The sequence below is a fragment of the Flavobacterium sp. CBA20B-1 genome, assembly GCF_028473145.1.
GTDB lineage: Bacteria > Bacteroidota > Bacteroidia > Flavobacteriales > Flavobacteriaceae > Flavobacterium.
Genome location: NZ_CP092370.1, coordinates 2,778,870 through 2,802,035, shown reverse-complemented (window position 1 = coordinate 2,802,035; position 23,166 = coordinate 2,778,870). Strand labels below are relative to the sequence as shown.

Below are 23,166 nucleotides of genomic sequence, written 5' to 3'. Positions count from 1 at the left end.
ATAAAGACATCGAATTTGAAAGAGAAGCTTGATGGTTATTTTATAAAAAATTAAGAACAATAGGTATTAAAATCAATTATTAAACAACAACAATTTTTGCATTTAAGAATGTATGTTACATCAAAAATTTTTTAATCGTTTTGTAATTAGGCAAGTTATTTGGGCATTTGTTATTACCTATTTAATTGTTACATTGTACCTCGTAATCTTTAGAAGTTGGAGTATAATATCACTCATATTGCCTGCAGTTTTGTTTTATTTAGCGTTTAAAGATGCTTTTCAAACGAAGCATACCATTCGCAAAAACTATCCAATTATTGGGCGTTTAAGATACATTTTAGAAGAAATTCGCCCAGAATTGCGTCAATATTTTTGGGAAGGTGAGCTAGATGGTAAACCTTTTAACCGCCGTGAGCGATCTATTGTTTACCAACGTGCTAAAAATGCCAAGCAAACCGTATCCTTTGGTATGCAAGATGACCCAAACCGCATTGGTTATGAATGGGCTTCGCATTCTGTTTATCCTAAAAACATCTCTGATTTTAACTTTAGAACTTTAATTGGAAATGATCAATGTGCCAAACCTTACAGTGCAAGTATTTATAATATTAGTGCAATGAGTTATGGCGCATTAAGTAAAAAAGCGATTATTTCGTTAAACAAAGGTGCTAAATTAGGAGGATTTGCGCACAACACCGGAGAAGGTGGTATTTCACCATATCACAGATCAGGAGGTGATTTAATTTGGCAAATTGGAACCGGATATTTTGGCTGTAGAGATGAAAATGGTTTTTTTAACGATGCTTTGTTTGCCGAAAGAGCGCAATATGACGACGTTAAAATGATTGAATTAAAGCTTTCTCAAGGAGCAAAACCCGGTCATGGTGGATTATTACCTGCTGAGAAAAACACTTTAGAGGTTTCTAAAATTCGTAATGTAAAACCTTTTACAACCGTACACTCGCCATCATCGCACTCTGCCTTTAGCAATGCTATTGAATTGGCATACTTTATTGGAAAAATGCGTAATTTAAGTGGTGGTAAACCCGTAGGTTTTAAAATTTGTATTGGACGAAAAGACGAGTTTACAGATATCATAAAAGCGTTTAGCGAAACCGGAATTTATCCCGATTTTATTACAATCGATGGCGCTGAAGGTGGAACCGGGGCTGCACCATTAGAATTTATCGATTATATGGGAATGGCACTATCGGATGCATTGGTTTTTGCAAACAAGATATTGAAACAATACAATTTGCGTGACCAAATTAAAATCATCGCTGCCGGAAAGATTATCTCAGCATTTGATTTAGCCAAAAATATGTCATTAGGTGCCGATGCTTGTTACAGTGCCCGAGGAATGATGTTTGCTTTGGGATGCATTCAAGCCTTGCAATGCGACAGCGGACACTGCCCCGTTGGTATTGCCACTCAAGATCCTTTGTTGTATGAAGGTATGGATATTACAGACAAATCAGTGCGTGTAGCCACTTTTCATAAAAACACCATGAAAGCTTTTGGAGAATTTATTGGAGCTTGCGGTTTCTCTAAACCAAATGAAATAAGCCCAGAGGTATTTCATAAACGTATTGAACACGGCAGAAACATTACTTTTGCAGAAATGTATTTTAAAGATAAAGAAGCAGTTATCAACTAATCATAAAAAACGGAAGACAATTGTTCTTCCGTTTTTCATTTAATATTTTTCCAAAACCACATCAATAGGTTTGTTCATTCTTCTGCCAAACTGCATGGCTTTTTGCTTTTCCTCAGACGTGCATAAGATATACATATTATAAGGTGCCAATTGCATCATAAAGGTTTTAAAATGTCCGCCATTTTCGGCGCCATCTGTATCTTCGATTTTTAAATAATAATCTTCGGCATTAAAGGTGTTGGAAACTGTTACCAAATAATGGTCATCGGCAAAATAATAAAACCATTTACCCTCGTCAAAACCTTCTAATTTTTTATTATTAGAATCAATTTTGTAATTGCGAACAAAATGCAACGGTTGGTTGTTATTTTTCCAACTTAACTTAAAATCTTTATTTATTACTTCATTGCCATCTTCATCGCAAATAGTCATTTTTAAACCGTTTATGGTTTGTGTTTTGCCGTCTTCGTGAGGTTTTACTACAATATAACTGGTAAAGTCGTACCCACAGTGAATAGCATCGCCAATTTGCGAATAAGCTCCTGTACTTAATAAGCTAGCAACATAAATAGTTAGTCGTTTCATAAAACAAAGATAGCAAGAAAATGAATTTTCATCTGTCTGCCTTTTCAATTAATTAACAATTAAAGCGAAATGCCGTTTAAGGTAAATAACTTACCATATCCTTTATCATTGAAATCGTAAAAAAATTAACTATATTATAAAAAACAAACATAAAAAATTTGGTTAACCAATATTTTTTGTATTTTTATAGCATTATTTAGTTAGTAAACGATTAACCTTATATATTTAAGATGAAAAAGATTTTATTCTTTATTGCAATAGCTAGTTTTTCAGTGATTGGTTTTTCTTCATGCTCTGAAGATGACACTGTATTAGAAACACCCGTTCCAAATCAAAATCCAAATATTGGGCAGCAATTAACACTTACTGCAAACGCTTCTTATTCAACTGAAAAAAAGAGGTATTTTTCGCCATTAGGAAATCAGGTGATGTTATCAGCAACGAGTGGTGGATCTGCTGTTTCCGATGCCACTTTTTATGTGAACGGCAAAGAAATAATGGGTAACCAATACACAAGCAATACTATAACTACGGTAACCGTTCAAGCAAAACGTGCAGGTTATCTAGACAGTAATGTAATCACAATTCAGTTTGCACAAAAACCTTATTTTTAATAATTATTATTTTGATAACTACTTACGTTTATAAAAAAAGTGAAGCATTTTAAGCTTCACTTTTTTGTTTTCTATCAAACATTAAATCTTTAGATTTTTGTTTATCGATACGGTCTTTTTTAAAATCGAACATAGTTCCAAAAACTCTGTCCCAAAAAGTATTACTCACTCCAAAACCAAGGTTTTCATTGCGGTAATGATGCAAATGATGGTTGCGCCACAAGGGTTGCAAGAACTTGAAAGGAGGTTCGATGGCATGAATCAAATAATGCATCGAAGCATACATTAACCATCCTAAAATAAAACCCGGATAAAAAGCAAAAGCATATTTTCCTAAAAGCAGATATTTAATACCAAAAAGCGCAGCCGCAATAATTAAACTAGGCACAGGTGGCATAAATAAACGCGATTTATCTTTTGGATAATGATGGTGGTTACCGTGCATGATGTAAGCAAACTTTTGCAAATTTTCCTTTTCACTTATTAAATGAAACACATATCTATGTGCGATGTACTCAAAAAATGTCCAAAAAAGCAATGCAAAAATGGAGATAGCAAACATTTCTGGCAATGTTAAAAAATAATGACTGTATCCATAATAAAAACAATACACCAAGATGGGAACATGAATACCCCAACTTAATGCAGGATGCCCCTTAGTTAACAATTCCAAAAATGGATTTTTAAACAATTGCGCTTGTCCTGAATTTTGTACTCTATGACCTTTCATAACCTTTTTTATTATTCGAATTTACTGAGAACTATTATCAATTACAACTTTTTTACCAACGAATTAGAGCACTTGCCCATGTAAAACCGCTACCAAATGCTGCAAGTACCACTAAATCACCTTCTTTAATTTTGCCTTGTTCCCACGCTTCGGTGAGTGCAATAGGCACCGATGCAGCTGTGGTGTTGCCGTATTTCATGATGTTGTTATACACTTGCTCATCAGTCAGTTTAAATTTTTGCTGAATAAATTGTGCAATTCGCAAATTGGCTTGGTGCGGTATCAACATATTAATGTCTGCAACTTGTAAATTATTTGCTTGCAGTCCTTCATTAATCACTTCTGAAAAACGAACCACTGCATTTTTAAATACAAATTGACCATTCATATACGGATAATACGATTCATCGTCTGGATTATTTTCTTTAATAATATCGGTCACCCAGCGCTTGCCCATTCCGGGAGCAATTAACGCCAATTCTTCTGCATGCTCGCCTTCTGAGTGTAAATGGGTTGATAAAATCCCTTTTGATAAATCTTCGGTTCGGCTTAAAACAGCAGCTCCTGCCCCATCGCCAAAAATCACCGAAACACCACGCCCGCGAGTGGTCATGTCCAATCCTTTTGAATGCACTTCAGAGCCAACCACCAATATATTTTTATACATGCCCGTTTTGATAAACTGATCGGCCACAGAAAGCGCATAAATAAAACCCGAACATTGGTTGCGAACATCTAATGCTCCAACAGTTTTTATGCCCAATTCTTTTTGAAGAGTAACTCCCGGACCTGGAAAATAATAATCGGGACTTAAAGTGGCAAATACAATAAAATCGATATCGTTCTTATCAATTCCTGCACGTTCAATGGCAATTTTCGATGCTTTTAGCGCCATACCTGAAGTGGTATCTTCTGGTAAAACTACATGGCGACGTTCTTTTATACCAGTTCGCTCTTGAATCCATTCATCATTGGTATCCATAAGTCGTGATAAATCATCATTTGTTACCACATTTTCCGGTACATAAAAGCCTAATCCGGTTATTTTTGAATGATACATACTTACTTTTTTATTTGGAATTCATACAAATTTACACTTATTTTTAAAACGATACTAAGGTATTCATTAATCGAATATCCTAAACAATTATTAGATTAAATCACAGGAAATACATTACTATTGATTGATTTTTGATAAATAATTGTATCTTTAAAAACATAATTTTACAATCAATTGTTTATTAATGAAACGAATAAAACAAACCTTATTAGCATTATTATTAGCCACAGCGCCTATGATTGCACAAGAAAACATTACGTTCCAAAAGCCTTCAAAAGAAATTTTACAGTTAGCCGATTATGAACGTGCCCCTTCTGTTTCTATAAGTACGAATAAAGAGTGGATGGTGCTCTCGTATCGAAATACCTATAAATCGCTTGATGAATTGAATCAAGACGAATTGCGTTTGGGTGGTTTGCGTATCAATCCAAACACAAATATTTCAAGCACAGCATCGTTCATCAACAACATAAAAATCAAAAAAATCAACGATAAAACCGAAACCGTTGTGAAAGGTTTGCCTGCCAATGCACAGATCAGCAACGTATCTTGGGCGCCAAACGAAACCAAACTGGCATTTACGAATACCACAGCAACCGGAAACGAATTATGGGTTTTAGACCTAGAAACAGCAACGGCAAAAAAACTGACCAATGCCATTTTAAATGCCAATTTGGGCAACCCGATTACTTGGTTTAGAAACAGCAACGAATTATTGATTAAGGTAATTCCGGAAAACAGAAAACCATTGATAGATGCTAAAAAAGCGATCCCTACCGGACCTATTGTTTCTACTGCCGAAGAAGGTGTGGTTTCGCAAAACAGAACCTATCAAGATTTATTGAAAAACAAAACCGACGAAGCCAATTTCGAGACCATTATAACCTCTGAATTATACACGATTAATTTAAACGGAACCAAAAAACTGTTTAAAAAAGCCGATTTATTTGCTGGTGAAACTTTTTCGCCCGATGGAAATTATGTTTTGTTAACAACTATTCAAAAACCCTTTTCATATTTGGTACCACTAAGTCGGTTTCCAATGAAAACGATTGCTTATAAAGCAAATGGTGAAGAAGTGAAATTGGTAAACGATGTACCTTTGAACGAAGTGATGCCAAAAGGTTTTATGGCAGTTCGCGAAGGAAAACGCAGCATGAACTGGAGAAGTGATAAACCAGCTACTTTGTTTTTTGTAGAAGCTTTAGACGGCGGCGACCCTGCAAAAAGCGTAGAAAAACGCGATGCTTTATACACTTGGGAAGCGCCTTTTAATAATGAGCCTGAGTTGCTCACAAAAACACCGCAACGCTTTGGTGGAATAGCTTGGGGCGATGAAGAAACGGCAATTGTTTACGATCAATGGTATGATACCCGAAACATAAAAACTTATTTGTTTAATCCAACTAAAAAATCGGAATTAGTGACCATTTGGGATCGAAATTATCAGGATATTTACAGCGATCCGGGTGATTTTCAAACAAAAAAGAATGCATTGGGAAGATACGCCTTGCAAAAAGAAAACAACAAATTGTATTTAATTGGCGAAGGGCATACTAAAGAAGGGCAATTTCCTTTTATTGATGAATTGGATTTAGCTACTTTAAAAACAAAACGTTTGTATCAATCAAAACTTACAGACCGCTTGGAATCAATTTCTGAAATCATCGATATTAAAAAAGGGGCTGTTTTGGTGAATATCCAGTCAAAAAACGATTATCCTAATTACTATTTCCGAAACATCAAATCTAAAAACGATTTAAAGCAGATTACATTCAACAAAAATCCGTTTGAAAGTATTAAAGATGTGCATAAAGAAGTAATTAAATACAAACGCAAAGACGGAGTGGAATTATCGGGAACCTTGTATTTACCGGCGGGTTATGACCGAAAAAATCCTACCGAAAAATTACCTCTTTTAATTTGGGCATATCCGGCTGAATATAAAGATAAAAACAGTGCGGGACAGTCATCTGCAAATCCTAATGAATTTACATTTCCTTATTACGGTTCGTTTGTGTATTGGGCTGCAAAAGGTTATGCGGTTTTAGACGATGCTGCTTTTCCGATTATTGGAGAAGGAACACAAGAACCAAACGACACGTTTATTGAACAATTGGCGCTGAATGCCGAAGCTGCGATTGATGCAGTGGATAAATTAGGGTATATTGACAGAACCCGTGTGGGCGTGGGCGGACACTCGTACGGTGCTTTTATGACTGCAAATTTATTGGCTCATACCAAATTGTTTGCCTGTGGAATTGCCCGCTCAGGTGCATATAACAGAACATTGACTCCGTTTGGTTTTCAAAGCGAACAGCGCAATTATTGGGAAGTTCCTGAAGTGTACAACACTATGTCGCCTTTTATGAATGCCGAAAAAATGAAAACTCCGTTGCTTTTAGTACATGGCGAAGCCGACAATAACCCGGGCACTTTTACATTGCAAACCGAGCGTTATTTCCAGGCTTTAAAAGGTTTGGGAGCACCGGTTCGTATGGTAATTTTACCAAAAGAAAGTCACAGTTACGTTGCCAAAGAAAACATTTTGCACCTACTTTGGGAACAAGAACAGTTTTTAGACAAGCATTTAAAGAATAAAAAATAATATTGTAGAAACGCCGGCTAATGTCGGCGTTTTTTGTTTTATCTAATTAAAAAATGAATCGTTCCGCTTAAAGGCTCACGCGATTCAATGGTTAGAACAACATCGTGAAATTGTGCTTTTAAAACATACCCTCTTCCACTGTAATAACACGAAATAACTTTGGCTTGATAGCCTTCGTTTGCTATAAAAAATTGATGTGGTCTAACGAGCAATATTTCATCATTTTGAACGCCTAAATAGCGTACGGGAATTAAATTTATTTCACCTGTTAAACGAGCAATGTATTCACTTGAAGGAAGTTCATAAATATGTTGTGGTCTTTCTTTAGTCAAAATGGCTCCATCTTTCATTACAATCACTTCGTCTGAAAACATTAAAATCTCTTCGGGTGTATGTGAAGTATATACAATCGTGATTCCTTTTGATTTACAATATTGAAATACGTGTTGACTTAATTTACTTTTTTGATGATGATCGATATGCGAAAAAGGTTCATCTAACAAAAGTAATTCCGGTTCTAAAGCCAAGACTCTTGCCAAAGCGGTTCGTTGCATTTGTCCTCCGCTTAAAAATTGAGCTTTAACGTTGGCAAATTCCGTCATATCAACCAATTCCAGCAATTCATCAACTCGTTGCTTCTTTTCTTCTAAATAGAAATTCGATAAAAATCGACCTACATTTTCAGCAACCGAAACAAAAGGCATCAAGTCAAAATCCTGAGCCAAATATTTCATAAAATCCATTCCAGGAACCAAATTGTAAGCAGGACCTAAAATCTGTTTATCTTTCCAAAAAATCGAACCTGAATCGGCATCCATCAAACCATAGATCAATTTTAGCAGGGTTGATTTTCCACTTCCACTTTCTCCAATAAGCGCAATACTTTGCCCTTTTAGAACAGAAAATCTAATTTGTGACAACACTTGTTTATCTTCGTAAGAAAACGAAATTGATTGAACTCTTAGCATAATAAAAAGGCGACCGAAGCCGCCTGTTGGTATAAAATTATAAACTTGCTAAATAACGTTCGGCATCTAAAGCCGCAATACAGCCCGATCCAGCAGCAGTAATTGCTTGTCGGTAATCTTTATCCTGCACATCACCACACGCAAAAACGCCGGGAACGTTTGTTTTAGATGTTTTTCCTTCGGTGATTAAATATCCTGTTTCGTCCATCGTTAATTGTCCTGCGAAAATATCGGTATTAGGTTTGTGACCAATTGCCACAAAAACCCCTGTAACGGCGATTTCCTTTTTCTCGTTGGTTTTATTATTCACTACACGCACTCCGTTAACAATTTGTCCGTCGCCCAAAACTTCATCAATTTCGGTACTCATTAAAATTTCAATGTTTGGTGTATTTTTCACGCGTTCCTCCATGATTTTTGATGCACGAAATTTTTCAGAACGAACCAGCATAGTAACTTTTTTACATAAATGCGACAAATAATGTGCTTCTTCACAAGCCGAATCGCCTGCACCAACAATAATTACTTCTTGATTACGGTAGAAAAAACCATCGCAAACTGCACAAGCCGATACACCGCCACCCATTTGCAAATAGTGCTGTTCAGACGGAATACCAAGGTATTTAGCTGTTGCCCCTGTTGATATAATTACGGTCTTTGCATGAATTTCAATCGTGTCATTGATCCATACTTTTTTCAATTCGCCCGATAAATCAACTTTGGTAGCATAACCGTCGCGCACATCGGTTCCAAAACGCTTAGCTTGTGCTTGTAGTTGCAACATCATTTCTGGACCTGTAACCCCATCTGGATAGCCTGGAAAATTTTCTACTTCATTTGTTGTGGTTAACTGACCGCCAGGTTGCATTCCTTGATACAATACAGGATTCATATTGGCACGAGCTGCATAAATCGCCGCAGTATAACCTGCTGGTCCCGACCCTATTATTAAACATTTTACCGCTTCTATAGTTGTTGACATATTTTTTTACATTGTTTTTTAACGATTACAAAAATAGCTATTTATCAATGGATTCAAAAGAAAGTTCTGTTATAAATAACTATGGTATAATCGATTTGCTCTATGAGTAAATATTTTTTTATCTTTTTTTAAAATTTTACGCATTAAATAAAAAAAACATGTATATTTGCACTCGAATTATCGAAAACAATTCGGGGTGTAGCGTAGCCCGGTCATCGCGCCTGGTTTGGGACCAGGAGGTCGCAGGTTCGAATCCTGCCACCCCGACAAAAAAGAGACTTCTAAAATGGAAGTCTTTTTTTATTTTAAAACAGTGTTATGTTTTATACTTATATTTTATATAGTACCAAGTCTTTGAAATATTATGTTGGGCAAACCAATAATTTATCCGACAGAATCAATCGGCACAACGCGGTACAACAAATTGCAACTAAAAACGGCATCCCGTGGATTTTGATAACTTATTTTGAATGTCAGTCGAGAAGTGAAGCGGTTCAACTCGAAAACAAAATAAAAAAAAGAGGTGCTAAAAGATTTCTTTTTGATATTGGATTTTATGAAATATAATCGCGTCCCGCCTGGCGGGAAGGTCGCAGGTTCGAATCCTGCCACCCCGACAAAAAAGAGACTTCTAAAATGGAAGTCTTTTTTTATTTTAAAAACAGTGTTATGTTTTATACTTATATTTTATATAGTACCAAGTCTTTGAAATATTATGTTGGGCAAACCAATAATTTATCCGACAGAATCAATCGGCACAACGCGGCACAACAAATTGCAACTAAAAACGGCATCCCGTGGATTTTAATAACTTATTTTGAATGTCAGTCGAGAGGTGAAGCGGTTCAACTCGAAAACAAAATAAAAAAAAGAGGTGCTAAAAGATTTCTTTTTGATATTGGATTTTATGAAATATAATCGCGTCCCGCCTGGCGGGAAGGTCGCAGGTTCGAATCCTGCCACCCCGACAACACTTACACTAAGTGAAGTCATAAACCCGCAAATTCTAAGGATTTGCGGTTTTTTTGTTTTTATTTCATATCAAAATATCCCAGTTTATATCAATCTATCCGTGAGCGATTGAGTGAGTAAATTTTATGTCTTAAATTTACTCACCGAAAAACATATAAATAAATGTATATCAGAATATTAATTCATTTATTTTAACACTTTTTATCGCCGTTTGACTTCTTTTTTACGAGCAACTAATGATTAGAATTTGTGAACTGTTTTAAAGTACAACAGTTAAACACAATATGAATGGATATGAAAACAATGAACACCTTTGGAATTCACTTTGTCATCAGAGTGACTAAACAGCAGAAAAATGAAATGGGAGCCGTATTTGCAAGAGTTACGGTAAATGGCAAAAAAACTGAAATTTCATTGAAAACTAAAGTATTGCCTAAAAATTGGGATATGACTAAAGGCAAAGCAAAAGGCAGAAATGATGATATGATTAAACTTAACAATCACATTGAACGGGTTCGTTCACTGATTACCGATTGCTACCATCAATTAATTCAACAACGGCAGGAAATAACCGCGGCAGCCGTGAAATCATTATACCTTGGAGAAGATAAAGAGGAAGGAATGACTTTGATAAAACTTTCGGAATATCATAAGCAGGTTGAAACTGGAAGACTTGCTCCGGGCACAATGAAAAATTATACTACCACGGTTTCGTATCTACAAAGGTTTATCAGAAAACAATACAACAAGAAAGATGTTTATCTTGAAAAACTGAACTATAAGTTTATGCTGGATTTTGAAAACTTCTTGCACAACTATAAACCCACAGATCATCAAAGACCGATGAGTAATAATGGTGTAATGAAACATTTGGAAAGATTAAAAAAATTCGTTAATATGGGAGTTAAAATGGATTGGCTGGAAAAAGATCCTTTTGCTAAATATAAGTTGCGCTTTGAAAAGGTTGAAAGAGGATATTTGTCAAAAGAAGAATTGGCGATTCTTGAAAAGAAAAACTTTTCGATAGAGCGCCTTCAATCAGTATTGGATATGTTTTTGTTTAGTTGTTATACTGGGCTTGCCTATATTGATATTTCCAAACTTGCCCATGAACATATCTGTAAAGGAATTGACGGAAAAGATTGGCTGATGACAAAAAGAGAAAAAACAAATATTTTAGTCAAAGTTCCTTTGTTGCCACAAGCTGTCCAGCTTATTGTAAAATACAAAAACCACCCTGCAGCTGTAGCAAACGAAACACTTTTTCCTGTATTAAGCAATCAAAGAATGAATGGTTATCTTAAAGAAATTGCAGATTTTTGCAAGATTAAGAAGAATCTGACTTTTCATCTGGCACGACATACTTTTGCTACAACTGTGACTCTAAGCAATGGAGTCCCGATTGAGTCTGTGAGCAAAATGCTGGGGCATACTTCTATCAGGACAACGCAAATCTATGCCAAGGTGGTAGAACATAAGCTGAGCGAGGATATGCAGAATCTAAAACTAAAAATGACTTCCTCTTAAAAATAAATTTTCAATAAACTACCTTTGAAAGCCAAATAATACTTCTGAGTGCCAGTTTCATTATAGATATATTTATTTTGGCTTCATTTGTATCAGTATATTTTAATAATTTAAAATTAATGCAAATGAAGGTAGAGCTAATTACAAAGGAAGATTTGGAAAGTTTTAAAAAAGAACTTTTTGAAGAAATCAGAAGAAACCGTTTCCATTTCAAAAAAATAGATCAAGTTCAAAAGGAATGGTTAAAAAGCTTTGAAGTCAGAAAATTATTGGGGATTTCGGCAGGCACACTCCAAAGCCTGAGATTAAATGGAACACTACCCTATACCAAAGTGGGTGGATTGATGTATTACCGTTACGAAGACATTCGAAAACTGATGGATGGTAGTGATGAAAAGAGTTAAATAAATAAGAACAAAACGCTTCTTGTTTTTTTATATTTTTCAAGATAAGTTTTTTTAAACCATAAATTAAATAAAATTTAAGACTTAATAAAATAACATCCTCGTTGATAAATTCCTAATAAAAGATGTTGTCTGATGGAGCACTTTTTATGTTCTTTATTCAAGTATCACTTCTGGATGGACGTCTTTGCATTTTTGATATTACCTCTTATTTATGATAAAATATAAGTAAAATTACTTATTGACTTTTGTGTTTTTATCGGAGAACTTTGCTTGTTTAACTATTAAAAATTTTAATTATGACTATTGACAACAATACCGGAGAGGTTATTACATTAGACCAAGCGATTAATTACACACACACTTTTCAGGATAACAACCCAAATGCAATTAAGTCTTTCTTTGCAGGGATTAATAAAATTAATCGTATCTTCGGGCAAGATGATTGTATAGGTATTCGTTTTTATAACGGGGTAGATTCAGTAACAGGGAAGAATAATCTTGTATTGGTAGGTGTAAATCAAAACGGTGAAGATATAACTTCAGGCGTAATTTTAGAAGATTTAGTAACTTGTCCTAATTATTGCCCTAAAAACAGTGCTTTAATAAAACCATAACTTTGTATTATATCTTTTTATATACGGCTCTTTTTGTAGGAATACTCCCTTTGTTAGTGTTGTTTTCCAAAAAAAGGGCCTTTATTTTCAATGAACCTATTATTCCTTTTGTTTGGGTTACGGCTATAGCTACTTTATATGAGTCAATAGGTTCAATTATTTTAAAAATAAATGTGGATTATTGGTTTCAAATATATTCCTTTTTAGAATTTTTGGCTATTTTTTATTTTTATTTTAAACTGTTCAAACCTCGATTTAAAACGGCTTTCCTTTTTGTTTTTATCTTATTAACAGTCACTTATGGTTTTTCATTTTACTATTGGCAAGAATACTCTTCCTTTATAGCCAAAGCTATTAATAAAACACCTTTGACATTCCTTGTTTTATTGGGGACTTTCTGGTGTGTAAGAGATTTGTTTAGGAGCGATGAAATACAAAACCTCTGGCAAAATCCTACTTTTTATTTTGTGTCAGCTTTTTATATCTACTATTTAGTTACGATGCCTTTGTTTTTGATGAGTAGCTTTATTTTTGACAGTAACTTATATTTTTATGATTTCGCCATTGTCAATATAATGGCAACACTTATTTTGCGAATACTTGTAACTATCGGGGTATGGAAAATGAAACCAGCTTGAAGATTTTTTTCTGGATTGCGACTGCTATTATGTTGTTTAGTGTCATTACAGTTTTACTTGTAGTTGTACTTTACAACAGAAGAACTTATAGAATGAAACAAAAAGAATCAAAAAACCTAATGAGCGCCACTTTTGAAGCCGAAAGAATGGAGCGAAGGCGTATTGCAGCAGATCTGCACGATGAGGTAAGTGGCGACTTAAATGCATTGCAGTACCATGTAAGCCGTCTGGCAGAACAAGACAAGGGTTCGATTACAAAAGAAGAGTTAGACAAGATTAGTAGTATGCTATCTAAAACATTGAATCATGTGCAAAATATAAGCTATAACTTAATGCCTCCAATGCTACAAGACTATGGACTTATATTAACATTGCAAAGCTATTTTGCGCGCATAATTCAAATATACGCAATAGAAATTACACAAGAATACCACACTAAAGAATTAGATCTCCCAACAGCTCTTTCACACGAACTGTTTCGAACAATTCAAGAGTTGACTACAAACATGATAAAACATGGTAATGCCAATAAAATCTCTTTTTCGATTTCGATGGAAGATGACTCCGTTTTTTTCGACACTTCTGATAATGGAACATCCTTTGATTTTTACAAATCATCAAAAAATTCAAAAGGAATGGGAATAAAAAATATTATTTCCAGATTATCAAATATCGACGGCAAACTTGTACAGTTTCCGGTAAATCAAGGAAATAAATTTAGAATTACTTTAAAAATTAAAAATAAATGACAGAAAATATACTAAAAATAGCAATAGCTGATGACCATACTTTGTTTAGAGAAAATTTAGCATTATGGATTAATACTTCTGAAGAACTTTATGTTGTGCTTGAAGCATCAAACGGAAAAGATTTATTAGAAAAATTAGAACACACTCAAATTGATATTCTATTATTAGATATACAAATGCCCATAATGGATGGTTTTGAAGCCGCAAAAATAATAAAGAGGAAATATCGTGATGTAAAAATACTCATACTAACACTAATGGATGATATTAGCATGATATCTAAGGTTATAGAAATGGATCTTCATGGTGTATTTACTAAAAATACATCACCAAAAGAATTAAAGAAAGCAATTATAGGTTTAAAAGAAGAAGGTTTTTATTCCGAAAAAAGCCTTTATTCACAAATAAAGAAAATCAAATCCAACTCAACTTTTGTATTACCAGAATCAAGACAGCCTAATTTTACCGAATCAGAACTTAATATTATTGAGCATTTTGCACAAGGCCTGAAAGCAAAAGAAATAGCAGATGTCTTAAATATCAGTAGTCGTACAGTTGAGGTGCACAAACAAAACATCTTAGGAAAAAGTGATTTTGATTCCATGATTACGGTAGTTGCCTACTGCTATCACCACAAAATAATAAAGACAGAAGATATACTATCCAAAATACGTAAAAACACTTATTGACAAATTACTTATCTTATTTGTGTCTTTATATATACCTAAAGAAAATTATGAAAGATAATTTAAAAATACGCTTTTTATGATTTTTAATTATTTTTTCATCTTTATTAATTAGTTTTTTTACCTCACAATACAGATTTTATCTGATATAATTTATTTACTCTTCTGAATATTTTCTCCAAAGCAACTCCCCAATTTAATTAATAAATCGGCTTTTATAATTCTATCAAATGATAAAAGTATAAAAGTATCTACATCATTTTTGATTTTAAATACCTCGATATTATCGAAAAACACCCAAAAAATACGTAAAAACACTTATTGACTGGCTTATTTAAGTCATCTAAATTTGGACTATCATTTTGTAGCTACGATGATATTTATTGTTAATTTAAAAGATTAAAAATTATGGCAGATGCATTAATCTATTATGCATACATAGAAAATTTGCATAACAACGGATTAGATTTATAGATTAAATTTATCAAGTTTTGACAGAGTACCATCAGAACCAGAAGTGATAATTAACTTGTCAGCAACTTTTGTAAATAACAGCAGTTCTTTTCCTGGAGCTACTTTTGACAATTTAGTAACCGCAGGAACTTTAGCTTATAATAATGTTCTTTCAGATTCTTATCCATCTGATTTTACAGAACGGCAAATTGAATATGCAAAACAGGTAGAGGCGGTTTTTGATGGTTATGAGCCCCCCTTTAATCATATAGACGAAATAAATACTAAAATAAATAGTGAGGTTCAAAAAGTTATCAATTCTGATCTTACTGAAGAAGAACAAATGCCTCTATTGGCAGGCTTAGCTGTTGGAAAATCAAGTTTACATTATTGGAATCAACAAGTTGTAGATTCCAATAGTTATTGGTCGCAAGTAAATTATCAACAGGCTTCTAAAATTGATTGGCCCGATATTAATTGGCGTAAAGTAGGAAGAGCAGATGTAAAAGGAGCAGTCGGAGGATTTTTTAAAGGATTATTTGGTGGAGGTGGGACTGCTTTAGGTGGAGCAGCTACAGGTGCTCTTGGAAGTTCTGCTGCTGAATTAGCTGTCCAAATATATGATTATTATTTTGGAAAGTAAGATTGTGATGAATCTTTAAGTTTTGGCACATCATAATAAATGTACCAAAACTTAATTATAAAAAATAAACAATGAGAAGATTTTGGAATAAACTAACGATGCTGGTAGTTATATGTATAAGTAGTTATGCTACTGCACAAAATATTAATGAAAAGAAAGGTTTGCAAGCATCAGCAATAATAGGAATGTCAAATTTTAATTTTGGAAGTATAAATGATGTATTAGAAAATCAAGGGCTACCACAAATTAAAGACGGCTTGCAATTTACACCATCTTTCAATATAAAACTATTCTCTGGGAATCGTGATTATTGGGAAGTGACTGTAGGTTTAAACAATTCTAAGAATAATGAAAAAGAATATACATTAGAACAGCAGGTTATTTTTAGTGAAATAGGTTATGGTAAATATATCAATTTTAAAGAACGAAACTACTTGTTGTTTGGTGTAGCTATCGGAAACGTATCGTATGATGTAGATTTATATAACAATGTAAAAGGCACTTCTTTTTTTGATTCTATCTCACAAACAAATGATGGTTCTAAAATAAGTTCAAGAAATAATACATATGCGGCTCTAAAAGCAGGTTACGATTGGGAAATTGATTCTGAAGGAGATATTTTAATTGGGGTTAGAATGGGATATAGAATAGGCTTTGGAAAAGAAAAATGGGAAATTAACGGAAACTCTTATGATGATAGTCCCAAAACATCGGCAAATGGATTCTTTATGGGGTTAGCATTATCAATACACTAAAAAAGCAATAGAAATAATGAATAGATTTTTTTACATTTTTACAATAGCATTTAGTTTAATTTTTTTATCATCTTGTTCCAATGATGATAGCAGTCCGGTCATAGATGATGAACCAAAGGAATACTTATTAGGGAAATGGGATTTCAACGCATTTGACATTAAGATGTCTATTGATGGAGAAATGGTTTATGAAGAAGAAGATATTCCAGATGGTGGAGTACAATACCATTTTAAAGAAGATGGAGTAATAGAGTATCGCTTTTTTGATAGCGATACCGGCGAAGATGAGGAGGTAGGTAGTGGAACATACCAAAAAACAGAAGATGAATTAACAATTAATAGAGACGGGATACCCTATAGTTTTACCATTTCTAATTTAAATGAAACTAATCTTCATTTAGCAGTTTCTGAAAATGGGATGGATGAACAAGGACGTTATGTTGAATTAGAATTAACGCAAAAGTTTATTAAAGTAGAATAAAGTTTTAACTCATAAACTTATTAAGACAAATAAATGTAATTTATCATTTTTAAAACGGTTAACTTTAAATATTTATTTTATGAAAAAATTTCTGATTTTATTTTTAGCCATTGGCTTTGTATTTTACTCGTGTGAGAGTGATCAGGGAAGCAAAGTTACAGAAGAATCAATTCTTAGTGACGAAGCTATTAGTGGATTTTCCACTAAATTAAACTTTTTTGGAGATTATTTTGCTCCGGTTGAACAAGATAGTGTACATAAACTTCAAAGAGTGATTATAGAAAATTATGAAGCGGTAGAAAAGATTATTGATGAAAGCAATGGTGACATAGAAGCTGTTATTTATGATGTATCAAGAGAACAAGGAGGAGTTAAGTTTCATAATTTTAATTATTATGCTCCAAAGGCTGGAGGACCTATTAGTGATATTGAATGGGAATTCGCAAAATGGAAATGCCCTGATGGTCAGTCGCTAGTTAATACCTGTTACAGTCAGAGTTGTGTTGAAAATACTCTTACTAATTTAAGTGATAACTTTTCTTCTGGAGAAACTATAACCATGCATCATAGTGGTATGGTAGGAGGTGTTAAAATTTGTTCCGATGTAGAATAAATTGTAATAAAAATGTTTTTCCATTTTTAACCAGAAACTATCAAAAACAGAGTTTGACTATTTGTAGTCAAACTCTGTTTTTTTTGTCAGAAAAGATTTACAGTTCTATTTTTTAAGAAAACTCTAACTATTTTGATAGTAAAAATACGTAAAAACACTTATTGACTGGCTTATTTAAGTCATCTAAATTGCAGAATCTTTCATCTGTTAAAAATTTAATTACAAATGTAATAACACTTACAAATCTTTATCATGGAAGAATGCGCAATAGTGAGTGAAGTCGAAAAACTTATATTTTATAATTTTTGTAATTACCCTATTAAACAAAAATAAATTATGTGCTCCTGAGTGAGTACCGCAATATCAGTAACTGAGTATTAACCTTTAAATAATCATCAAGTTTTAAAAAATGAATACTAACCAAAACATTAACTACAATGGCAAAAATTACCAGTCTGCCCGTCATACGGGCATTGGGCATCATGCTGATTGTCCTGTGGTCTTTAGGAATGAAGGCCCAAACAGCACACAACCCCGTTCTGACATGGGATCAGGAAGTAGGGTGTATTGACTACGACGACAGAGGCGAAAAAGACTACTATACGCTGATTGAACAAATTTCAATGGGTGTTTGTCTTCGTGTTTGTGAAGAAAGTACAGTAACTTATGGCTTTACAGCCAATGGTGTTACAGACGTTCAGTGGCAGGTTAACGGAGGTAACTTACAAAGCAGCAGTAATACCGGAGCTACAATACACTGGAACAGTGGTGGAAACGGAAGTTTAACACTGACCATAACTTATGACGACAATACCGTTGATGTATTAACGGTTTGTGTAGAAAAAGTAATTAGTCCAGAAGCCTATTTTGAAATAGACGGACCAGAACCCCATCAAAAGGAGTTTTGTACCTTTCTACCCATTTCTTTTAACAACCTTTCTAACGACAACGGCGGTTCTGCCATTGTTAATTACCTTTGGGATTTCGGCGACGGCACTACGTCCAGCCTTTTCGAACCAACTCACGCGTACGATCATCCGGGCACTTATACTGTGGAACTTGCTGTTACCAACAGTTGTAACTGTACCTCTTATTATAAGTGGGAAGTAAATGTTATGGACGCCCGTGAGTTTGAAATCACTTGTCCGTCTGTGGTTTGTGAAAATGCTCGCGAAACATACAGCGTAACTGATGGTTGCGGCGGTGAATGGAAAGTAATTGGAGGAACAATGATAGCCAACAACGGTACTTCAATCGAAGTAGTTTGGGACAACGTTGATCCGCAAGAAGGTTTTGGCTATGTGAGCTATCGTTCAAACTGTTCTTGTCCGATTTGGACTACGGTAAAAATACCTGTTGTTTTACGTAGAGGACTAATCAAAGGACCAGGTGTAGTTTGCCAAGATTCTCAGGGGCGTTTTACCCTGCCTCAGTGGCCTGCTACAGAATTTGAATGGATGATTGATGGAGACCCTAACCACCCGATGCTGGTACACACTGACCAACGCAACGAGATTGTGGTAGACGGAGCCACTCCCGGCGCTTATGTTTTGTCTGTACAATACACAAATACGTTGATTGATGATGGTAAGTGTATGGGTAAAGCTGAAATTAAATTTTCAGTTGCAGAGCGTCCTCAGATCATTACTGACGATGACCTTACCAATTGTCAGAATAATACTATGAGTTTCCAAACGCATAACGGCGTATCGGTAGAATGGCAAATTATGCTGGACGGAAATATAGTTTATACCCATACTGGTTCTACAATGGATTACGATTTCCCTGATTCGGGAACACACGTAATTACCGTGGGTTATGACGGATGTGACTCTGACCCTGTAATGGTAGAAGTTGTAGAATTACCAGTGATGACCGGTACTATTGACGGACCAGAAAAGGTATGTTTAAACACACCTTATACATACACGCTTAGTGAAGAAGAACCTGGTTTTATTTACGTATGGAGCGTTACCAACGGAGCAGTAATTGGAGACAATACTGGCGCACAGGCAGATGTACAGTTTACAGGTTCACCTGCAACGGTAAGCGTGGTAAAACAAGCTGTGAAAAACGGAGTGATATGTGAATCAGATCCAGTTGAATTTGCTGTAAGCGAAATTGTTATTAATCCGGTTATTATCAATAACAGCGGACTGGCACAATTTTGTCCGAGTAGCAGCGCTACTTTTACGGTAGATTTGGGCGGCGTAGTTGCCGATCACATTACATGGAGTATCAAAAGCAGTACAAGTGCAACCAATTTCGGAAGTATCACTGACGGTATTAACAGCACAACAGCAACCGTAGGTTTTAATGAAATCAGTACTTCACCAACCGGAATTTTACAAGTAGATGTCATTAAATGTGGACAGACCTTTACCCAAACATACGTTATCAACCTGATAGAAAACCCTACATTGACTATTGGAACGGTAGCTAATATTTGTCCGGCAGATACAGGAACCGTTGCTGTGCCTATAACGATAACCCCTAGTCCGCCTTATCCGGTATCAATTAAGGTGCTTATAGACGGTGTTGATGAAGGTACATATTCTTATTCAGGTGGGGGAACTTTGAATATTAATAACACTTTTGCCAACAGTTCCAGCAGTAATATTTCCAGAAATCTTACCTTACAGCTGGGCGTATGTAACTACAGCGTATCGGCATCACAAAATGTAATTGTATATCCGGAAACAGAAGTGTATGTATCGCCAAGCTACAGCTATATAGTTTGCCCTGCGACTTACGGATCTATAAGCTTAACATCAACGGTATCTACAGGCATCACATCTTCTACTGTATTTGAATGGTATAAAGTTCCAAGTACTACTCCGATAGCAGGGGCTAATAGTGAAAATTTCTCCATTACCGGACCAAATCCAGGCGGAACTTATTACGTAAAAGTAATTGACCAAAACGGTTGTGAAGTACGCTCAGACAATATTTATGTAACGGAAAGTTGTGCCGGCGGTGGACCAGGTGGCTGTATAGTATCACCAAACCCGAATGCGAGTGCATCGGCACAGTGGACAAGTTGTAACACTATTATTACCGACTTAAACTACGACTACCCGCCAACATCAATTGTTTGGACAGGCAGTACACATCTTTCTCCTGCAGGTGGACAGACAACAGACAATGCCACTTTTACCACAACGGTACCAGGCACACACGTAGTAACAGCATACCTGAATTATAGCGGTTGTACTATTGTGAAGACTTATACGGTAGAGAAAAACTACGAAGCCAAAATGTCGCCAGAGATAACCTGTAACGGAGACGGAACTTATAAAATAGTGCTGTACAATCATTCATTAACATATAATGCAGGCAGTATTAATCCGTTGACCTTTGAATATTTTGGTCCGGGTGTTACGGCAGGAGCCTCAGGCAACAGCACAACCATAAACAGTATAGGACCGGGCACGTATGTTTATACCATGAAAGTCAATTCACCAGGCAGTGGAACACCAGAGTGTGAAACTACGCTAACGATAACCTTAGACCCTGAACCGGACCCTAACTTTACGCTTTCGCCTCTAAGCTATTGTTCTGACGAGGTGATTACTTTAACCGCACCGGGGTATGACCCAAGCAACATCTATGAGTGGGTATTTAATGGTACATCGTATATAACCAGTGAAGAAAATACATTGATTCAGCTCCCCGCAGGACCAAACCAATTCATTACATTAACGGTTACCACACCGTATGGGTGTACTTATACCAGCAATCCTGTATTTGTAAACATTTATGAAGCTGATTTTAATGGAGGTATTATTAACCCTCTTAATGCTGACTTCTGTGCCAATAATCCTACACCACTATCATTTTCTGGTAGCCTTATGCCGGTTGATATTATATGGATGTTGGGTAATCAAGAAGTTGGTACAGGTTTGACTTATCAGCCAACACAAAGCGGCAGTTATTGGCCGGTGTTGATTGATGCTAATGGTTGTAAAAGTTATATCATGGCTACCGAAGCTAAAAGCTATATACTGCGTCAGCCTCCGTTTGCCAGCATCAGCGGCAATACTAGTGTGTGTTTTGACGAGAGCACCATATTGGTAGGTATTACTACCGATAATGCGGTGGAGCACCGATGGAGCGGGCCGTCACTACCTTCGGGCTACGGAACATGGGTAGCTGGTGATACCAACAAAGTGTTGGAGTTGACCGGACTGACTCCGGGTACATATAACTACACGTTTGAAACCCGTGCTGCAAGCGATCCGTCTTGTACCAACAGCTTTACCACTACGGTAGAAGTACACCCGCAAGTGCCTACGCCAACCATCAGTTACACGGTAATTAACTGCGACCCGTATACCATACAATTAACGGCTACCGGGCCAAGTACTGGTGTGTATAACTGGAGCAACGGCATGACCGGAACTACCATCGAAGTAACCCATGGCGGAGCGTATAGTGTAACCTATACCGAAACTACCGGTTGCAGTGCCACCGGATATATACAGGCACCGCACAATCCAGAACGTGCCTTATGGGTAGTTCCTGCGGGTTGTTATACGGTTTGTGATGCTTATTTGATTGGGCCACTGGGTACCTACGACAGTTACAGCTGGGAGGTAAACGGCAGTGTTACCCAATCGGGCAACAACACCTTTATCCCGAATCAACCAGTTACTTCCGGAGGAACTTATCAGTTGTTTATCAGCCAACAAGGTTGCACCTATGGCAGTAACATACCAGATATTACTATAGACCTTGAAAGATGTCCGCCGAAATCTTGCGATTTCAAAGTACAATTTGAATTGATGGAAATCATACCGGGGGGCTTTGTGTACTACGTTCAAATGACAAACCCTACAAGCAACCCTATCGCGGTACACCTGAGTAGTTATAACGGCTACGGCACATTTGTACCATCAGTGTTGGTATTGAATCCGGGATTCAACTCTTTTGCAGTAGAATTCTACGTCAACGGCACCTATATGCCGGGTGTGCCTGATATGTTTGTGGTCAGCGGGCCAGGTTGTGCCGACGTTGTAGAGGTTAAACTATCTGAAACCCATTGGGAAAATCTGGTAGAACCAGCATCTTTGGCACTCTCGCCCAATCCATCATACGATACCACTGTGGTAACGTTTAGCACAGGTACAGAATACGATAATGCACAAAGCATTAAAGTATATGATATTATGGGCTTACAGCGCTACAATGAAAGAGTAAGCGGACAAGACGGAGAAATTACGCTGGACGTAAGCCGTTTTATACCGGGTACCTACATCATTACGCTAGAAGCAGACGGTAAACGCATTGCGACCGAAAAATTGATTAAGAAATAAACTGTTTAATGAGTAAACGGTGCTAAGAGCTTGGCTTTTAGCACCGTTTTTATTAATTTTAGAAACCAATAATTAAAAAAACTAACAGATATGAAACAAAAAATACATA

General features: G+C 35.7%; 21 protein-coding genes and 1 tRNA gene. 17 read left to right on the top strand and 5 right to left on the bottom strand.

Going from position 1 to position 23,166, the window contains the following annotated elements:
* Positions 1–112 precede the first annotated feature (112 nt).
* Positions 113–1,657, top strand: a complete 1,545-nt coding sequence (locus tag MG290_RS13660) for an FMN-binding glutamate synthase family protein (RefSeq protein ID WP_264561790.1) — start codon at positions 113–115, stop codon at positions 1,655–1,657.
* 39 nt (positions 1,658–1,696) lie between these two features.
* Here the strand turns inward: MG290_RS13660 and MG290_RS13655 are convergent, their stop codons facing one another.
* The gene (locus MG290_RS13655; RefSeq protein WP_264561789.1) at positions 1,697–2,242 is read right to left on the bottom strand and encodes a hypothetical protein; all 546 of its coding nucleotides are present in this window, start codon (positions 2,240–2,242) and stop codon (positions 1,697–1,699) included.
* Between the two features lie 230 nt (positions 2,243–2,472).
* Here MG290_RS13655 and MG290_RS13650 point away from each other — a divergent pair, with 230 nt between their 5' ends.
* Positions 2,473–2,856, top strand: coding sequence for a hypothetical protein (locus MG290_RS13650; protein ID WP_264561788.1), 384 nt, complete (start codon positions 2,473–2,475; stop codon positions 2,854–2,856).
* A gap of 49 nt (positions 2,857–2,905) precedes the next feature.
* Here the strand turns inward: MG290_RS13650 and MG290_RS13645 are convergent, their stop codons facing one another.
* Together MG290_RS13645 and MG290_RS13640 are read right to left on the bottom strand one after the other, a co-directional pair.
* Positions 2,906–3,586, bottom strand: coding sequence for a sterol desaturase family protein (locus tag MG290_RS13645; RefSeq protein ID WP_264561787.1), 681 nt, complete (start codon positions 3,584–3,586; stop codon positions 2,906–2,908).
* Between the two features lie 52 nt (positions 3,587–3,638).
* Positions 3,639–4,646: a 3-oxoacyl-ACP synthase III family protein gene (locus MG290_RS13640; RefSeq protein WP_264561786.1), complete on the bottom strand. Its 1,008-nt coding sequence runs from the start codon at positions 4,644–4,646 to the stop codon at positions 3,639–3,641.
* Between the two features lie 184 nt (positions 4,647–4,830).
* Between MG290_RS13640 and MG290_RS13635 the strand changes: the two genes are divergently transcribed.
* Positions 4,831–7,254, top strand: a complete 2,424-nt coding sequence (locus MG290_RS13635) for a S9 family peptidase (protein ID WP_264561785.1) — start codon at positions 4,831–4,833, stop codon at positions 7,252–7,254.
* Positions 7,255–7,292: 38 nt separating this feature from the next.
* Here MG290_RS13635 and MG290_RS13630 read toward each other — a convergent pair whose 3' ends face one another.
* A complete protein-coding gene (locus MG290_RS13630; RefSeq protein ID WP_264561784.1) occupies positions 7,293–8,222 on the bottom strand; it encodes an ABC transporter ATP-binding protein in 930 nt (309 codons plus the stop codon).
* A gap of 37 nt (positions 8,223–8,259) precedes the next feature.
* Complete coding sequence (trxB, locus tag MG290_RS13625; RefSeq protein WP_264561783.1) at positions 8,260–9,204, bottom strand: thioredoxin-disulfide reductase; 945 nt, start codon at positions 9,202–9,204, stop codon at positions 8,260–8,262.
* Between the two features lie 192 nt (positions 9,205–9,396).
* Between trxB and MG290_RS13620 the strand changes: the two genes are divergently transcribed.
* The 14 genes from MG290_RS13620 to MG290_RS13555 all read left to right on the top strand — a co-directional run bounded on the left by MG290_RS13620 (position 9,397) and on the right by MG290_RS13555 (position 23,057).
* Positions 9,397–9,471, top strand: a tRNA-Pro gene (locus tag MG290_RS13620).
* Between the two features lie 51 nt (positions 9,472–9,522).
* On the top strand, positions 9,523–9,771 hold the full coding sequence (locus MG290_RS13615; RefSeq protein WP_264561782.1) for a GIY-YIG nuclease family protein: 249 nt from the start codon (positions 9,523–9,525) through the stop codon (positions 9,769–9,771).
* 69 nt (positions 9,772–9,840) lie between these two features.
* Positions 9,841–10,122 carry a GIY-YIG nuclease family protein gene (locus MG290_RS13610; protein WP_319800346.1) on the top strand — a complete coding sequence of 94 codons (282 nt, stop codon included), beginning with the start codon at positions 9,841–9,843 and terminating at the stop codon, positions 10,120–10,122.
* A gap of 348 nt (positions 10,123–10,470) precedes the next feature.
* A complete protein-coding gene (locus MG290_RS13605) occupies positions 10,471–11,703 on the top strand; it encodes a site-specific integrase (protein WP_264561780.1) in 1,233 nt (410 codons plus the stop codon).
* Positions 11,704–11,828: 125 nt separating this feature from the next.
* Positions 11,829–12,107: a helix-turn-helix domain-containing protein gene (locus MG290_RS13600; protein WP_264561779.1), complete on the top strand. Its 279-nt coding sequence runs from the start codon at positions 11,829–11,831 to the stop codon at positions 12,105–12,107.
* Positions 12,108–12,406: 299 nt separating this feature from the next.
* Positions 12,407–12,724: a hypothetical protein gene (locus tag MG290_RS13595; protein WP_264561778.1), complete on the top strand. Its 318-nt coding sequence runs from the start codon at positions 12,407–12,409 to the stop codon at positions 12,722–12,724.
* A gap of 2 nt (positions 12,725–12,726) precedes the next feature.
* Positions 12,727–13,362: a hypothetical protein gene (locus tag MG290_RS13590; RefSeq protein ID WP_264561777.1), complete on the top strand. Its 636-nt coding sequence runs from the start codon at positions 12,727–12,729 to the stop codon at positions 13,360–13,362.
* Positions 13,363–13,454: 92 nt separating this feature from the next.
* The gene (locus MG290_RS13585) at positions 13,455–14,111 is read left to right on the top strand and encodes a sensor histidine kinase (protein WP_264561776.1); all 657 of its coding nucleotides are present in this window, start codon (positions 13,455–13,457) and stop codon (positions 14,109–14,111) included.
* Positions 14,108–14,800, top strand: a complete 693-nt coding sequence (locus tag MG290_RS13580) for a response regulator transcription factor (protein ID WP_264561775.1) — start codon at positions 14,108–14,110, stop codon at positions 14,798–14,800. Before MG290_RS13585 ends, MG290_RS13580 begins: the two co-directional genes overlap by 4 nt.
* A gap of 526 nt (positions 14,801–15,326) precedes the next feature.
* Positions 15,327–15,893 (top strand): hypothetical protein, encoded by a 567-nt coding sequence (locus MG290_RS13575; RefSeq protein WP_264561774.1) that lies wholly within the window; start codon positions 15,327–15,329, stop codon positions 15,891–15,893.
* 71 nt (positions 15,894–15,964) lie between these two features.
* A complete protein-coding gene (locus MG290_RS13570) occupies positions 15,965–16,648 on the top strand; it encodes a hypothetical protein (protein ID WP_264561773.1) in 684 nt (227 codons plus the stop codon).
* Between the two features lie 16 nt (positions 16,649–16,664).
* The gene (locus MG290_RS13565) at positions 16,665–17,129 is read left to right on the top strand and encodes a lipocalin family protein (protein ID WP_264561772.1); all 465 of its coding nucleotides are present in this window, start codon (positions 16,665–16,667) and stop codon (positions 17,127–17,129) included.
* 79 nt (positions 17,130–17,208) lie between these two features.
* Positions 17,209–17,742 (top strand): hypothetical protein, encoded by a 534-nt coding sequence (locus MG290_RS13560; RefSeq protein WP_264561771.1) that lies wholly within the window; start codon positions 17,209–17,211, stop codon positions 17,740–17,742.
* A 437-nt stretch (positions 17,743–18,179) separates the two neighbouring features.
* Complete coding sequence (locus tag MG290_RS13555; RefSeq protein ID WP_272585708.1) at positions 18,180–23,057, top strand: PKD domain-containing protein; 4,878 nt, start codon at positions 18,180–18,182, stop codon at positions 23,055–23,057.
* Positions 23,058–23,166: the final 109 nt, after the last annotated feature.

Bases quoted from the DNA above. Each gene is read 5' to 3' on its own strand.
- MG290_RS13595 (WP_264561778.1), top strand. From the start codon at position 12,407: ATGACTATTGACAACAATACCGGAGAGGTTATTACATTAGACCAAGCG.
- MG290_RS13580 (WP_264561775.1), top strand. From the start codon at position 14,108: ATGACAGAAAATATACTAAAAATAGCAATAGCTGATGACCATACTTTG.
- MG290_RS13650 (WP_264561788.1), top strand. From the start codon at position 2,473: ATGAAAAAGATTTTATTCTTTATTGCAATAGCTAGTTTTTCAGTGATT.
- MG290_RS13640 (WP_264561786.1), bottom strand. From the start codon at position 4,646: ATGTATCATTCAAAAATAACCGGATTAGGCTTTTATGTACCGGAAAAT.
- MG290_RS13570 (WP_264561773.1), top strand. From the start codon at position 15,965: ATGAGAAGATTTTGGAATAAACTAACGATGCTGGTAGTTATATGTATA.
- MG290_RS13655 (WP_264561789.1), bottom strand. From the start codon at position 2,242: ATGAAACGACTAACTATTTATGTTGCTAGCTTATTAAGTACAGGAGCT.
- MG290_RS13660 (WP_264561790.1), top strand. From the start codon at position 113: ATGTTACATCAAAAATTTTTTAATCGTTTTGTAATTAGGCAAGTTATT.
- MG290_RS13610 (WP_319800346.1), top strand. From the start codon at position 9,841: ATGGAAGTCTTTTTTTATTTTAAAAACAGTGTTATGTTTTATACTTAT.
- MG290_RS13560 (WP_264561771.1), top strand. From the start codon at position 17,209: ATGAAAAAATTTCTGATTTTATTTTTAGCCATTGGCTTTGTATTTTAC.
- trxB (WP_264561783.1), bottom strand. From the start codon at position 9,204: ATGTCAACAACTATAGAAGCGGTAAAATGTTTAATAATAGGGTCGGGA.
- MG290_RS13585 (WP_264561776.1), top strand. From the start codon at position 13,455: ATGAAACAAAAAGAATCAAAAAACCTAATGAGCGCCACTTTTGAAGCC.
- MG290_RS13630 (WP_264561784.1), bottom strand. From the start codon at position 8,222: ATGCTAAGAGTTCAATCAATTTCGTTTTCTTACGAAGATAAACAAGTG.
- MG290_RS13645 (WP_264561787.1), bottom strand. From the start codon at position 3,586: ATGAAAGGTCATAGAGTACAAAATTCAGGACAAGCGCAATTGTTTAAA.
- MG290_RS13615 (WP_264561782.1), top strand. From the start codon at position 9,523: ATGTTTTATACTTATATTTTATATAGTACCAAGTCTTTGAAATATTAT.
- MG290_RS13635 (WP_264561785.1), top strand. From the start codon at position 4,831: ATGAAACGAATAAAACAAACCTTATTAGCATTATTATTAGCCACAGCG.
- MG290_RS13565 (WP_264561772.1), top strand. From the start codon at position 16,665: ATGAATAGATTTTTTTACATTTTTACAATAGCATTTAGTTTAATTTTT.
- MG290_RS13555 (WP_272585708.1), top strand. From the start codon at position 18,180: ATGGCAAAAATTACCAGTCTGCCCGTCATACGGGCATTGGGCATCATG.
- MG290_RS13600 (WP_264561779.1), top strand. From the start codon at position 11,829: ATGAAGGTAGAGCTAATTACAAAGGAAGATTTGGAAAGTTTTAAAAAA.
- MG290_RS13605 (WP_264561780.1), top strand. From the start codon at position 10,471: ATGAAAACAATGAACACCTTTGGAATTCACTTTGTCATCAGAGTGACT.